This window comes from Micromonospora sp. NPDC003241 (assembly GCF_053589795.1).
Genome location: NZ_JBSFSO010000020.1, coordinates 36,755 through 50,815, shown reverse-complemented (window position 1 = coordinate 50,815; position 14,061 = coordinate 36,755). Strand labels below are relative to the sequence as shown.

The 14,061-nt window shown below is 73.3% G+C and carries 11 protein-coding genes; 7 read left to right on the top strand and 4 right to left on the bottom strand.

Annotation, left to right across the window (positions count from 1 at the left end):
• Positions 1-202 precede the first annotated feature (202 nt).
• The 6 genes from ACWDVW_RS17715 to ACWDVW_RS17690 all read left to right on the top strand — a co-directional run bounded on the left by ACWDVW_RS17715 (position 203) and on the right by ACWDVW_RS17690 (position 5,555).
• Entirely contained in the window at positions 203-865 is a 663-nt protein-coding gene (locus ACWDVW_RS17715; protein WP_449949874.1) for an adenosylcobinamide amidohydrolase, read from the top strand.
• 57 nt (positions 866-922) lie between these two features.
• The gene (locus ACWDVW_RS17710; protein ID WP_449949871.1) at positions 923-2,131 is read left to right on the top strand and encodes a CapA family protein; all 1,209 of its coding nucleotides are present in this window, start codon (positions 923-925) and stop codon (positions 2,129-2,131) included.
• A 60-nt stretch (positions 2,132-2,191) separates the two neighbouring features.
• Complete coding sequence (gene nth, locus ACWDVW_RS17705; protein WP_449949868.1) at positions 2,192-2,971, top strand: endonuclease III; 780 nt, start codon at positions 2,192-2,194, stop codon at positions 2,969-2,971.
• Between the two features lie 17 nt (positions 2,972-2,988).
• On the top strand, positions 2,989-3,576 hold the full coding sequence (locus ACWDVW_RS17700) for a TlpA family protein disulfide reductase (RefSeq protein WP_449950012.1): 588 nt from the start codon (positions 2,989-2,991) through the stop codon (positions 3,574-3,576).
• A gap of 104 nt (positions 3,577-3,680) precedes the next feature.
• Positions 3,681-4,313, top strand: coding sequence for an NUDIX hydrolase (locus ACWDVW_RS17695; protein WP_449950009.1), 633 nt, complete (start codon positions 3,681-3,683; stop codon positions 4,311-4,313).
• 63 nt (positions 4,314-4,376) lie between these two features.
• Positions 4,377-5,555, top strand: a complete 1,179-nt coding sequence (locus tag ACWDVW_RS17690) for a MarP family serine protease (RefSeq protein ID WP_449949865.1) — start codon at positions 4,377-4,379, stop codon at positions 5,553-5,555.
• A gap of 3 nt (positions 5,556-5,558) precedes the next feature.
• Here the strand turns inward: ACWDVW_RS17690 and ACWDVW_RS17685 are convergent, their stop codons facing one another.
• The 3 genes from ACWDVW_RS17685 to eccCa all read right to left on the bottom strand — a co-directional run bounded on the left by ACWDVW_RS17685 (position 5,559) and on the right by eccCa (position 11,690).
• Complete coding sequence (locus ACWDVW_RS17685; protein ID WP_449949862.1) at positions 5,559-6,284, bottom strand: phosphatase PAP2 family protein; 726 nt, start codon at positions 6,282-6,284, stop codon at positions 5,559-5,561.
• A gap of 67 nt (positions 6,285-6,351) precedes the next feature.
• Positions 6,352-7,668, bottom strand: a complete 1,317-nt coding sequence (mycP, locus tag ACWDVW_RS17680; RefSeq protein WP_449949860.1) for a type VII secretion-associated serine protease mycosin — start codon at positions 7,666-7,668, stop codon at positions 6,352-6,354.
• Positions 7,669-7,742: 74 nt separating this feature from the next.
• Positions 7,743-11,690, bottom strand: coding sequence for a type VII secretion protein EccCa (gene eccCa, locus ACWDVW_RS17675; protein WP_449949857.1), 3,948 nt, complete (start codon positions 11,688-11,690; stop codon positions 7,743-7,745).
• A 101-nt stretch (positions 11,691-11,791) separates the two neighbouring features.
• On the opposite strand from eccCa, the gene eccD reads away from it, so the two are divergent.
• Positions 11,792-13,189: a type VII secretion integral membrane protein EccD gene (gene eccD, locus ACWDVW_RS17670; protein ID WP_449949854.1), complete on the top strand. Its 1,398-nt coding sequence runs from the start codon at positions 11,792-11,794 to the stop codon at positions 13,187-13,189.
• Positions 13,190-13,219: 30 nt separating this feature from the next.
• Here the strand turns inward: eccD and ACWDVW_RS17665 are convergent, their stop codons facing one another.
• The gene (locus tag ACWDVW_RS17665; protein WP_449949851.1) at positions 13,220-13,726 is read right to left on the bottom strand and encodes an inorganic diphosphatase; all 507 of its coding nucleotides are present in this window, start codon (positions 13,724-13,726) and stop codon (positions 13,220-13,222) included.
• Positions 13,727-14,061: the final 335 nt, after the last annotated feature.

Below are 14,061 nucleotides of genomic sequence, written 5' to 3'. Positions count from 1 at the left end.
GCGCGTGCCGTCTGTCGGCCGGGTCGCCGTCCGCTGATCCCTCGCGCGCCGCCCAGTCTAGGCGCACGTGAGCAGGAATCAGAGGTGCACCCCTGGAATCTTGATCGTTGGGCGTAACCTTCCCGTGTCGGTCGCCCGGTACCATCGCTCGCCCGCGCGGGCCGCCGACGACCGGCGAGGCCGTCGGCCGTAGGGTCACGGCGTGCTGAGTGAGCCCCAGGTGACCACCCGCCACGAGGACGGAAGGGACATTCCGCTACTCGTGTGGCGCGCCGTGCGGCCGTTGCGGGCGGTCGGCACCGGCCCGCTCGGTGGCGGGCTCGGCGTACGGCGATGGGTGCTGAACGCGACCGTGCCGATGTCGTACGACCGGGACGACCCCGCCGACCACCTGGCCGGCATGGCCCGGCGGCTCGGCCTCGACGGACCCGGGGTGGGCCTGCTGACCGGCGTCGACGTGACCGAGGTGGTCGCCCGGACCGACACCGGTGTGCAGGTCTGGGCCACTGTCGGCCTGGGTACCCCGGTGCCCGCGGCGGCACCCGACGTGGCGGCCCCGGCCCAGCGGGTCGGCACGGTCAACATCGTGGTGTACGTGCCGGCCCGGCTCGGCGACGCGGCCCTGGTCAACGCGGTGGCCACCGCGACGGAGGCGAAGGTGCAGGCGATCTCGGACCTCGGCCTGCCCGGCACCGGCACCCCGACGGACGCGGTCACGGTGCTCTGCCCGCCGGACGGGCCGGTCAGCGCCTACGGCGGCCCGCGTTCGGCCTGGGGCGCCCCGCTGGCCCGCGCGGTGCACGCGGCGGTCGCGGCGGTCGGCACCGACACCGTCGTCCCATGGTCGGATCGGCTCCGGGGCTGAATCCTCCACCCGATCGGCCCTCGTCGCGGTGTTTCCCGCCCGGTAGGGTCGCCCCCGATGTATGCTCGCGCCCCCCTCGCGTCGCGTTCGCCTCGCCGTGTCTCCACGGCGTCGCGTCCGCGCCCCCACGCCGCTCTCGCGTCGCGTTCGCGTCGCCGTTTCCCGGCCGCGCTCGGTGCGCTGCTCGCCGTGCTGCTGCTCGCCGGTTGCGCCGATCTCGGTCAGGAGCCGGTCTGGCAGCCCGGCGCGGGCGGTGGTGGGACCGCCGGGCCGGTCGAGTCGACCCCGCCCGAGGTCAAGACCATCTCCCTCTCCGCCACCGGTGACATCGTGATGGGCAACGCGCCCAACCGGCTGCCGCCCAACGGCGGCAAGGGCTTCTTCGACTCGGTCAAGAAGGCGATCGCCGCCGACGTGGCGATGGGCAACCTGGAAGAGCCGTTGACGGTGGACACCGGCACCGGCAAGTGCGGGGCGAACTCGACCCGCTGCTTCCAGTTCCGCGCGCCGCCGGAGTACGCCGCACACCTCGCCGACGCCGGGTTCGACCTGCTCAACCAGGCCAACAACCACGGCTACGACTTCGGGCCCAAGGGGTACGAGAACACCCAGAAGGCGCTGGAGGAGCACGACCTGGCGCACACCGGGGCGCCCGACCAGATCACCGTGGTCGAGGTCGACGGCGTCAAGGTCGCGGTGGCCGGCTTCTCGTCGTACCGCTGGTCGAACAGCCTGGTCGACATCCCGTCGGCGAAGAAGGTGATCGAGAAGGCCGCCACCATGGCCGACATCGTGGTGGTGCAGGTGCACATGGGGGGCGAGGGCTCGGAGATGACCCGCACCCGTCCGGGCACCGAGATGTTCCTCGGCGAGAACCGGGGCGACCCGATCAAGTTCTCCCGCGCGATGATCGACTCCGGCGCCGACCTGATCGTCGGCCACGGTCCGCACGTGCTGCGGGGCATGGAGTTCTACAAGGGCCGACTGATCGCGTACAGCCTGGGCAACTTCGCCGGTGGCGGCGGCATGCTGAGCAACAACGGCCGCCTCGGCTGGGGCGGCGTGCTCAAGGTGACCCTGGAGCCGGACGGCACCTGGTCCGGCGGGTCGTTCGTCTCGACGTACATGAACGGGATCGGCAAGCCGACCATGGACCCGGACGACCGGGGCCTCGGCCTGCTCCGCGACCTCACCAAGCTCGACTTCCCGGAGACCGGCGCGCAGTTCACCAAGGCAGGCAAGATCAGCCCGCCGGACGAGGGCTGATCGCCGGCCCGGCCGTGTGGGCCGACCGGAGCGTCGGCGCGGCGACGTAGGCTGGCCGTCGTGACCAGAAGCGCCCCCGAGACCGACCTCGGTCGTACGCGTCGGGCACGGCGGATCGGCCGCGTGCTGACCGAGACGCATCCCGACGCCCACTGTGAGCTGAACCACGGCAACGCGCTGGAGTTGGCCGTCGCCACCATCCTCTCGGCTCAGTGCACCGACAAGAAGGTCAACGAGGTCACGCCGAAGCTCTTCGCCCGCTACCCGAGCGCCGCCGACTACGCCGGGGCGAACCGGGACGAGATGGAGGAGCTGATCCGGCCGACCGGCTTCTATCGCAACAAGACCAGCTCGCTGATCCACCTCGGCCAGGCCCTCGTCGAGCGGCACGACGGTCGGGTGCCGGGCCGGCTGGCCGACCTGGTGGCCCTGCCCGGGATCGGCCGCAAGACCGCCAACGTCATCCTCGGCAACGCCTTCGACGTGCCCGGCATCACCGTCGATACGCACTTCCAGCGGCTGGTCCAGCGGTGGCGGCTCACCGCCGAGACCGACCCGGTCAAGATCGAGCACGCGATCGGGGCGATGTATCCGAAGCGCGACTGGACCATGCTGTCGCACCGGATCATCTTCCACGGCCGGCGGGTCTGCCACGCCCGCAAGCCCGCCTGCGGCGCGTGCACGCTGGCCAAGCTCTGCCCGTCGTACGGCACCGGCCCGACCGAGGCGGCCGCCGCCGCGAAGCTGCTCAAGGGCCCCCGGGCCCGTGACCTGGCCGTCGCCGCCGGAGTCGACCCCGACCTGGTGCCGGTGCAGGCGGTCCGGGCGGAGGCGCCGTGATCCGCCGACTGGCCCTGATGTCCCTGCCACTGTTGCTGCTCGGCACCGTGGCGTGCACGCCCGAGAGTGACCAGCCCTCCGCTGCCGGGCCGGACACGGGCACCAGCCGGCCGTCCCCGTTCGAGGAGTGCACCTCCCTCGTCGCCGAGCCCGGCGCTGCCGGGAACGGCACTCCGCAGGGCGATCGGCTGCCCGAGCTGACCCTCACCTGCTTCACCGGTGGCACCCCGGTCGCCGTGCGCGACATCCCCGGACCGGCCGTGATCAACATCTGGGCCTCCTGGTGCCCGCCCTGCCGCGAGGAACTGCCCGCCTTCCAGCGGCTCAGCGAGCAGACCGAGGGGAAACTGCGGGTGATCGGGGTGAACACCCAGGACAGCCGCCGCGCCGCGCAGTCCATCGGCGAGGACTTCGGCGTACGGTTCCCGATGCTGTTCGACCAGGGCAAGGCGTTCCAGCGGGCCCTGGAACGCAACGCGTTCCCGATGACGGTGTTCGTCGGCGCCGACGGCGGTGTGCGGCACATCGACACCTCGGGCGCCCTCGACGACGCCCGCCTCGCCGAACTCGTCCAGCAGCACCTCGACATTTCGGTACCGGCGTGAGCGAGGTGCCAACCGGCGTGACCCCGGGGCGGACGACGTCCGGCACGCGGCGGCCGGTGCCGGACTGGCTGGACCCGCTGCTGGTGCGGCTCGGTACCGCACGCATGGAGGACTTCACCCAGATCCGCACCCCGGAGCAGGGCGGCCGGGAGAGCGCCGTGCTGGTGCTGCTCGGTGAGGACGCCGAGACCGGCCCGGACGTGCTGGTGCTCCAGCGGGCCGCGACGCTGCGTAACCACGCCGGACAGCCGGCGTTCCCGGGCGGTGCCGCCGACCCGGGCGACGCCGACGCCGCCGCAACCGCGCTGCGTGAGGCCAACGAGGAGGTCGGCCTCGACCCGGCCAGCGTCACCGTGCTGGCCGAGTTGCCGAGACTGTGGATCCCGGTCAGCGAGTTCGTGGTGACGCCGGTGCTCGCCTGGTGGCACGCGCCGCACCGGGTGCACCCCCGGGAACCGGCCGAGGTGGCGCACGTGGCCCGGCTGCCGGTCACCGAACTGGTCGACCCCGACAACCGGGTCCGGGTACGCCACTCCAGCGGCTGGGTCGGCCCCGCCTTCTCGGTCCGCGGCATGCTGGTCTGGGGCTTCACCGCCGGGGTGCTGGCCGCGTTGCTGGAGATGGGCGGCTGGAGCCGGCCGTGGCCGCACGGACAGGTGATCGACCTGCCCCCGTCCGGCGCGTCACCCGCCCCCTCGGCCGGCACCGACGAGGTGGACGAGAGCGCGGTCCGCTGACCGCGTCGTCACCTTCCGCAAGCGATCGTCATCCCACGAGCCTGCGGCCCGTACGCTTGACCCGTGTCGGCCGTTGATCTCGTTCTGCTGTTACTCATGCTCGTGTTCGCGATCAGCGGATACCGACAGGGATTCGTCATCGGGGTGCTCTCGTTCTCCGGGTTCTTCCTCGGTGCGCTGATCGGGCTCCAGATCGGGCCGATGTTCGCCCAGCAGTTCGTGGACAGCGGCACCCGCGTGCTGATCTCGCTCGTCGCCATCTTCGGCCTGGCGGTGATCGGTCAGGCGCTCGCCGGATGGCTCGGCTCCCATCTGCGCCGCACCATCGCCAGCCACACGGGTCGACGGCTCGACGACATCGGCGGCGCCTTCGTCTCGCTCTTCGCGGTGCTCCTGGTCGCCTGGCTGGTGGCGGTGCCGCTCGGCTCCTCCTCGGTGCCCTGGCTCGCCAACTCGGTACGCAGCAGCGCGCTGCTCAACGTGGTCGACCAGGTAATGCCGGACCAGGCCCAACAGCTCTCCACCGCGCTGCGCGACACCGTCGACACCAACGGCTTCCCGGACGTCTTCGACGGCCTGCGCCGTACCCAGGCCCGGCAGGTCGAGCCGCCCGACCCGGCGCTGGCCGGGTCGCCGGTGGTGGCGAACGGCCAACAGTCGGTGGTCAAGGTGCTCGGCTCGGCCAAGAGTTGTTCGCGCCGCATCGAGGGCTCCGGCTTCGTGTACGCCGACGACCGGGTGATGACCAACGCGCACGTGGTCGCCGGCACCGACTCGGTCGCGGTGGAACTGCGCGGCGAGCGGTACGACGGCGTCGTGGTCGTCTACGACCCGGACCGCGACCTGGCCGTGCTGTACGTGCCGAACCTGCCCGGCCCGTCCATGCGGTTCGCCGCCGGCAACACCACCTCCGGCGCGGACGCCATCGTGCTCGGCTTCCCGCTGGACGGACCGTACAACGCCCAGTCGGCGCGGATCCGCGACGTCGACCGGATCAAGGGGCCGGACATCTACTCGTCCGGGGAGGTGACCCGGGAGATCTACACGATCCGGGCACTGGTGCGCAGCGGCAACTCCGGCGGGCCGCTGGTCTCCTCGAACGGCCTGGTGCTCGGGGTGATCTTCGCGGCGGCCGCGTACGACCCGAACACCGGCTTCGCGGTGACCGCCGCCGAGGCCCGGCCGGTGGCGCTGGCCGGTGCGGAGCGGACCCGGGGCGTGGGCACCGGCGAGTGCACCTGACGGTCAGTCGTCGGGCGGCGACCGCCGGGCCAGGAGCGTGAAGGCCACGGTGGTCGCGGTGACCACCGCCGTGCCGAGCAGCCATCCGGCGACCACGTCGCTGGTCCAGTGCACGCCGAGCGCGACCCGACTGAACCCGGTGACCAGGGCGATGGCGAGCGCGGCGGCCCAGACCGCCACCCGGCCCGCCGACCGCGCCCTGGTCCGGGGCAGGAACACCACGAGCAGCACACCGGCGGCCAGCGCCGCGTTCAGCGCGTGTCCCGACGGGAAGGACAGGCCGGGGGCCAGCGCCACCGGCTCGGGCAGATCCGGTCGCGGACGGCCCACCACGAGCTTGAGCAGCGGCCCGAGCAGGCCGCCGAGCACCATGGTGGTGGTGACCCAGACGGCCAGTCGCCGCGCACCCCGGTAGGCCAGCCAGACCACCAGACACAACGCCCCGGCGCGCAGCGGCATCGGTGCGAACACGTCCGTCCAGAGGCCCATCACCGACACCCAGGCCGGGTGGTCGTGGGCGAAGTCGTGCAGGTCGGCGGTGATCGCCGCGTCCAGCCGGCGCAGCGGCGGCCAGTCGCCCACCACCAGCGTGGCGAGCAGCACGAACGGCACGAGCATCGACAGGCCGGAGGCGGTGTGACCGGGACGTAGCCCCGACGGGCCGTCCGCGGGACCGAACGGGTCGCGGACCGGCGGGGGCGCCGTCGTGCGCCGGCCTGAGGCACTCACGCCGACGGTTGTACCCCGCCGAGCAGGATCGAAGACCCGGGATCGCCGGATTGCCCGGCGGGCCCGCTCAGCGTCGCCGCAGCCGGCGCACCATCAGCGCCGCGCCGGTGACCAGGGCGACGAGGATCGCCGAGCCGACCCAGAGGCGTACCGGGCCGGTGTCCTCCGCCGCCCCGGCGGCGCGCGCCCGCCACCGGGTCTCCTGCTGCGACCCGGTCAGGCCGAGTTGCTCGGCGTCGTGGTCGCCGACCGGCACCGAGCCGGGCGCCGGGCCGAAGCCGGTCACCCCGGGCGAGTCGTTGTCGTCCAGCGGGTTGTCACCGACCAGCGGTACGTCCGCGGTCAGCGCCGCGATCGGGTCGACCAACCCGTAGCCGAACCGGTCGTCGCGTCCGGTGGGCCCGATGTCCTTGGCGGTGACCAGCAGCCGGTTCACCACGTCCCCGGCGGACATCTGCGGGTAGCGGGACCGGACCAGGGCGGCGGTGGCGGCGACCAGCGGTGCCGCGAAGCTGGTGCCCTGCACCCGCCAGTACCCCTGCGGCGGCCGGGCGCCGACCAGGCCGCTGGCCGGGGCGGTGAGGACGGTGGCGCGACCGGTGATCGCGCCGCTCCACAGGTTGTCGCTGTTGCGCTCCAACCCGGAGACGGCGATGACGCCCGGCTCCCGGGCCGGGTACCACACCTTCGCCTCCGGTGACGTGGCGAGATTGCCGGTGCAGGCGACCACCACCACGTCCTTGGCGAAGGCGTAGTCGATGGCGGCGGCCAGGGCGGGGCTGTCGCCGTTGCCGCCGAGCGACAGGTTGATCACTTTGGCGCCGTTGTCGACCGCCCATCGGACACCCTTGGCGACGATCAAGGCGTCGTCGTACCGGTTCTCCTCGTCGAGCACGCGTACCGGCAGGATGCGGGAGTCGGGGGCCAGCCCCACCACGCCCCGGCGGTCGTCGTTGCGTCCGGCGATCAGGCCGGCGACCGTGGTGCCGTGCCCGACCGGATCGGGTTCGGCGGCACCGTCCGGGGCGACCAGGTCGAGACCGGGAAGCACCTGACCGGCCAGGTCCGGGTGGGAACCGTCCACGCCGGAGTCGATCACCGCGACGATCACACCGCGCCCGGTCGAGGTACGCCAGGCGATCTGCGCGCCGAGCTTGTCGAGTTGCCACTGCTCGTCACGGACCTGGTCGGCGCGCTCGGCGGTGTCCGGGGCGAAGGCCACCGGCACGCCGAACGAGGTCGGGGCGACCGGCACGGCGGCGGCCGGCACGACCGCGACCGCGACCGACAGCGCCGTGACCGCCGCCGCCAGCAGCACGCGATGCGCGAACCGTCGCGGCCCCGGCGGGCCGCTCTGCCGCACCCTGGTCACATCCTCAGCCATTCGTCGCAGGGACACATGACGATCGGAGATTACCGGTTCGCTCCGGCTTCCAGGGACGTTCCGTGGACTCGACGTCACTGTGGCGGCAGGTACGCCAGTTGAACCAGGCGGACGCCCTCCCGTCGAGTGGACAGTCGACCACGTCCGGGCGGCAGCGGACCGGGCCGGACCGCACCGACCAACGCACCCTCCTCGGGGCTGCCCGACATCACCAGGCCCGAGGTGGACAGTTCGCGTAGTCGCTGCACGACCGGCTCGTACTGGGCGCGGGCGGCACCGCCGCAGCGGCGCACCAGCACCAGGTGCAACCCGACGTCGCGGGCGTGCGGCAGGTGCTCCTCCAACGCCCGCAGCGGGTTCGCCGGCCCGCTCGCCACCAGGTCGTAGTCGTCGACCAGGACGAACAACTCCGGGCCGGTCCACCACGACCGGTCGCGCAACTGCGCCGGACCGACCTCCGGACCGGGCGTACGGTCCTGGAGGTAGCCGGCTGCGGACTCCACCAGGTCGGCGGTGTGCGCGGCGGCGGTGCCGTACCCGATCAGGTGCTCGGTCTCGATCGCGCCGAGCAGGCTGCGCCGGTAGTCCACCAGGATCACCCGCGCCTGCTCCGGCGTGAACCGGGTGACGATCGTCTGGGCCAGCGCGCGGAGGAACGACGACTTGCCGCACTCGGCGTCGCCGTAGACCACGAAGTGCGGCTCGGTGCCGAAGTCGAGCACCACCGGACGCAGGTCCGCCTCGGCGATCCCGACCGGGATCCGCAGCCCGGCGGTGGTGGTCAGGTCGACCTCGGCATAGGGCAGCACCGCCGGGAGCAGCCGTACCCGGGGCGCCGGCGGACCGGACCAGCCCTCCGCCGCTCGTCGCACCAGAGCGGCGGTGTCCGCGTCGGCGAGGTGCGGCAGAGCGGTGAGAAAATGCAGGCTCCCGGTGGTGATGCCGCGACCCGGCGTACGCTCCGGCACGTCCGCCGCCGCCCGCCGGGCGACCACCGAGTCCGACGGGTCACCGAGGCGCAGCTCCAGCCGCGAGCCGAAGAGGTCCCGGATGGCCGGTCGGAAGTCCAACCACCGCACCGCCGTGGCCACCACGTGCACGCCGTAGGAGAGTCCCCGGGTGGCGAGGTCGGTGATCAGCGGCTCCAGGTCGTCGTACTCGCCGCGCAGCGTGGTCCAGCCGTCGACGACGAGGAAGACGTCGCCGAACCGGTCGGTATCGGGCGCGCCTGCGGCGGTCTGCTCGACCCGCCGACGTCGCCAGGCCGCCATCGACTCGACACCGAGTTCGGCGAAGGCGCGTTCCCGGTCCGTCAGCAGGGTGGCCATCTCGCCCACGGTGCGGCGTACACCGGTCGGGTCGGCGCGACCGGTGATCCCGCCGACGTGCGGCAGGTCGCGCAGCGCGGCCAACCCGCCGCCGCCGAAGTCCAGACCGTAGACCTGCACCTCGGCGGGGGTGTGGGTGAGCGCCAGCGCGCAGATCAGCGTCCGCAGCGCGGTGGACTTGCCGCTCTGCGTACCGCCGACCACCGCCACGTGCCCGGCGGCGCCGTCCAACGCCAGCCAGAGCAGGTCGCGCCGCTGCTCGTACGGCTTGTCGACCACCGCCACCGGCACCTGCAACGCCCCGTGCAGCTCCGGATTGCCGGAGCTCAGCCCCCGGGACGGGTGCAGGGTCACCGGCCCGACCACCTCGTCCAGCCCCGGTGCGCCGTCCAGCGGCGGCAGCCACACCCGGTGTGCCGGCGGCCCCTGGCCGGCGAGGCGTCCGATCAGCAGGTCCAGCAGGGTCTCCCGGCCCGGCTCCTCGTCCTCCTCGACGACCGGAGCGACGGGCGGCTCCGGTTCGGGTGTGAAGTGCGTGGTGAAGGTGAGCAGACGTGGGCGCTCGGACCCGGCCGCGCCGACCGCCGCAGCACGTCGACGGACCGCCCCGGAGACGTACGCGGTCTTGAAACGCACCAGCGGCTCGGTGCCGGAGCGCAGGTAGCCGTGACCCGGCGAACGGGGCAGCTCGTACGCGTCCGGCACGCCGAGCACCGTGCGCGACTCCAGCGACGAGAAGGTCCGCAGACCGATCCGGTACGACAGGTGGGTGTCCAGCCCCCGCAGCCGCCCTTCCTCCAACCGCTGGCTGGCCAGCAGCAGGTGCACCCCGAGCGACCGCCCCAACCGGCCGATCTGCACGAACAGGTCGACGAAGTCGGGCTTGGCCGACAGCAGCTCGGAGAACTCGTCGCAGACCAGCAGCAGCGACGGCAGCGGGGCCAGTGCGCTGCCGGCCGCCCGGGCTCGCTCGTAGTCACGCAGGCCGGCGAAGTTGCCGGCGCGACGCAGCAGCTCCTGCCGGCGTACCAGCTCGCCGTTGATCGCGTCGACCATCCGGTCCACCAGTGGCAACGCGTCGGCCAGGTTGGTGATCACGGCGGCGGTGTGCGGCAGCCGGTCGAACGAGGCGAAGGTGGCCCCGCCCTTGAAGTCGACCAGCACGAAGTTGAGCTGCTCGGAGGAGTGCGTGGCGGCCAGCCCCACCACCAGGGTCCGCAGCAGCTCGGACTTGCCCGAGCCGGTGGCCCCGATCAGCAGCCCGTGCGGACCCATGCCGTCCTGCGCCGACTCCTTCAGGTCCAGCTCGACGGCGGCGCCGTCCACCCCGACGCCGATCGGCACCCGCAACCGGTCGCGGGCCGACCGGGGCGCCCAGCCCTGTTCGGTGGTGAAGCCCTCCGGGTCGCCGATGCCGAGCAACTCCGGCAGGCCCGGCTCGGCACCGGTCGCGGCGTCCGGACCACGGGCGGCGGCCGGGCGCAACGGTGCCAACCGGCGGGCCACCGCCTCCGCCTCGGCTACCCCCAGCGCGTCGGCCGTGCCGACCTCGGCCGGTCCGTCCGCCGAGTGCGAGTGCAGTCGGCCCCCGCGCAGTTCCAGCAGCAGGGCGAAACGGTCCAGCAGGCGCGGCGGCGGGGAACTCAGGTCGACCAGGGTGACCGCGTCGATGCCGCCGTCACCGGTCAGCTCGGTGGCGCCGGTCAGGTCGCCGCCGTCGAGCACCACCACCAGGTGCGGCCCGTCGGTGGCCGGACCGGCCGGGCTGAACCGGGACCGGTTGGCCAGCACCTCGTCGAGCAGCTTCTCCAGGTCCGCCGCCGCGCTGGCGATCAGCCGGACCGGGCCGAGGGCGTCACCCCGGGACGGGTGACCGGCGTGCGGCAGCCACTTGACCCACTCCCAGGCAGCCCGCCGTTCCGGCCCGGCGCAGACCGCGATCAGCAGCTCGTCCGGGGAGTGGAAGACCGCGAGCTGGGTGAGCATCGCCCGGACCAACGACTGCGCGGCCGGCGACCCGGCGGGACCGGCCGGTGCGGCCCGGACGAACACCCGGGCGAAGCTGCGCAGCGACACCGCCACCGGCAGGTCCGGCACCACCGAGTACGCATCGAGGAAGCGACGCAGCGCCCCGGCGGTCATCGGCTCCAACTCCTCCAGCGGCCGGGTGACCGGTGGGACCAGCGGAGTGGCCAGCGTCTGCGGCCCGACGGCGACCCGCACCACGGCGAAGTCCGGATCGGTGGGGCGACGTTCCCAGACCCGGTGGCTCTCGACCGTCGACCAGAGGCCCTGCGGATCCGGGTGCCGGTAGCAGAGGCCGCTGCGCTGCCGGGCCGCGGTCTGCCGGACCTGCCGTCGCAACGTCGCCAGGTGCCGCAGGTACTCGCGGCGGGCGGCCATCATCTCGGACTTCCGCGGGCTGCCCGAGGCGCTGCCCCAGGAGGTCGCCAGCATCGCCAGCGTGGAGAGGCCGAACATCGCGCCGACCACGTACGCGTACGCGCCGCCGCCCCGCCCGAACATCATCGCCATCGCGACCGTGCCGCCGAGCATCGGCAGCACCATCAGCATCTGCTGCCAGCGTCCACCGGTGCCGGCCGGGATCTCCGGCGGGGCCTGCACCGGCACCTCGCCGACGGGGATCTCCGGTGCCGGCCGTCGGGCCGGCCGTCGGACGACGACAGTGGACACTCGACCTCCCGACGACGCACGGTGACCCGAGCCTGGCTCATGGTAGGTAATCTCCTTCCGTCCGCGCAGGCCGTCACCCCGCTCGATATGGAGATCAGCCGATGACGATCGGGCTGGCCCGGATCACCGTCAGCTCCCCCCTCCGCCGGGTCGACGTGGCCCTGCCGGAGCAGGTACCGCTCGTCGAGCTGCTGCCCGAGGTGCTCCGGCACGCCGGTGTCGGGCTCGCCGACGACGGCGAACGGCACGGCGGCTGGCTGCTGCGTCGGGCCGACGGCAGCACGCTCGCCACCGGACAGGCGCTGCTCGCCCAGGGAGTCCGCGACGGCGAGGTGCTGCATCTGGTGCCGGGTCGCGCCGAGTGGCCCGAGCCCGAGTACGACGACGTGGTGGAGGCCATCGCCGACGGCGCGCGACAACGCGGTGCCGCCTGGTCACCGGAGGCCACCCGGGTCGCCGCGCTGGCCGGTGCCGGAGTGCCGCTCGGCGTCGGCCTGGTCGCCCTGATCGCCTCCGGCCCCGACGTTCAGGCTGCCTGGCCGGTGACGACGCTGGTCACGGTCCTGCTGGTGCTCGCCGGCACGGTGTTCTCCCGGGCCCGGGGCGACGGCCCGGCCGGTGCCGTCCTCGGCGGGTACGCGCTGCCGTACGCCGCCGTGGCCGGTGCCCTCGCGGTCAGCTCGGGCGACCCGGTCGGTCCGCTCGGTCCGCTGCGCTGGGTCGGTGCGGAGGAGGCGCTGGCCGCAGCGGTGACACTGCTGTTGGTGTCGGTGCTCGGGCTGCTCGGGGTGGCCACCCGACAGCGGGTCTTCGTGGCCGGGGTGGTGGTGGGTGCGGTCGGCGTCCCGACCGCCCTCGGTGGGGTGCTGCTCGGACCGGCCGGCGCGACGGCCGGCCTGCTCTGCGTGCTCGCCTTCGCGATCGGCGCGGTCCCGCTGCTGGCGATCCGGCTGGGCCGGGTGCCGCTGCCGCCGACCACTCTGCCGACCGGCGCCGCCCACGACCTGGACCAGGCCCGTGACCTGCCCGATCGCGGCCGGGTGTACGCGGCGGTGGCCCGCACCGAGGAGATGCTGACCGGGATGCTGATCGGCCACGCGGTGCTGGCCGGCGTGGCCGGTCTGGTGCTCGCTGTCACCGGTGGCGTCGCCGGCCGGCTGCTGGTCGGGGTGACCTCGACGGTGTTCCTGCTGCGCGCCCGGATCTTCGCGGCGGCACGGCACCGGGTGCCGCCGCTGCTCGCCGGGCTGGCCGGGTACGCGGCCCTCGGCACGGTGCTCGCCGTCGACAGCGCGACCGGACCGCTGCTCCTGCCGGTCGGCGGCCTGCTGGTCGGTCTCACGGTCGCGGCTTCCGGCACCGGCTACGCCCACCGGCCGGTCTCGCCCTACGTCGGCCGGATCGCCGACCTCACCGACACCGCTTTGGTGATCTCCGTGGTGCCGGTCGCCTGCGCGGTGCTCGGACTCTACGAACGGGCCCGGGGACTGCTCGGCTGAGCAGTCCGGCGGGCCCGTCGCGAGGTCGGGTCAGTGCGTGGTCTCGCCACGCTCCTCGGCGTCCTTGGCCCGCTGGTAGGAGATCAGGATCTCGGCCTCGGCCTCGGTGCGTCCCACCCAGGTCGCGCCCTCGACCGACTTGCCCGGCTCCAGGTCCTTGTAGACCTCGAAGAAGTGCTGGATCTCCAGCCGGTCGAACTCGCCGAGGTGGTGGATGTCGCGCAGGTGCTCCTGCCGGGGGTCCTCGTACGGCACGCAGAGGACCTTGTCGTCGCCGCCCTTCTCGTCCGTCATCCGGAACATGCCGATGGTGCGGCACCGGATCAGGCAGCCGGGAAAGGTGGGCTCGGGGACCAGCACGAGGGCGTCCAGGGGGTCGCCGTCCGCGCCGAGGGTGCCCTCGATGAAGCCGTAGTCGGCCGGGTACTGGGTGGAGGTGAAGAGCGTGCGGTCCAGCCGGATCCGGCCGGTCACGTGGTCCACCTCGTACTTGTTGCGGTGACCCTTGGGGATCTCAACCGTGACGTCGAAATCCATTCGCACGCTCCCTCGTTCGCCGACGCTGGCTTGACGGAACCGGCGACCAGCCCGGACAGGCGAATGCTCGCCCACCGAGTCCGGCCGCCGCATAGTCTTCGGACCGAAGTAGTGTCACCCAGGCCGGTTTCCGGTGGGGGAGGAGGGGGTCGTGGGGAGGGAAGATTCACACTACCGTCCGGAGGGTGCCGCCGAAGGTGGTACGGCGACACCGCCGGTCACACCGGCGACCGGGCGGGTAGTGGTGCCTGGCGCGCACCTGCTCCGGACACCGTCGCCGACACCTGCGGACCCCGCTCCGACGAGCCCGGCACCCGATGCCACCCCACCCGCCT

Bases quoted from the DNA above. Each gene is read 5' to 3' on its own strand.
- eccD (WP_449949854.1), top strand. From the start codon at position 11,792: ATGACGATCGGGCTGGCCCGGATCACCGTCAGCTCCCCCCTCCGCCGG.
- ACWDVW_RS17700 (WP_449950012.1), top strand. From the start codon at position 2,989: ATGTCCCTGCCACTGTTGCTGCTCGGCACCGTGGCGTGCACGCCCGAG.
- mycP (WP_449949860.1), bottom strand. From the start codon at position 7,668: ATGGCTGAGGATGTGACCAGGGTGCGGCAGAGCGGCCCGCCGGGGCCG.
- ACWDVW_RS17695 (WP_449950009.1), top strand. From the start codon at position 3,681: ATGGAGGACTTCACCCAGATCCGCACCCCGGAGCAGGGCGGCCGGGAG.
- ACWDVW_RS17665 (WP_449949851.1), bottom strand. From the start codon at position 13,726: ATGGATTTCGACGTCACGGTTGAGATCCCCAAGGGTCACCGCAACAAG.
- ACWDVW_RS17710 (WP_449949871.1), top strand. From the start codon at position 923: ATGTATGCTCGCGCCCCCCTCGCGTCGCGTTCGCCTCGCCGTGTCTCC.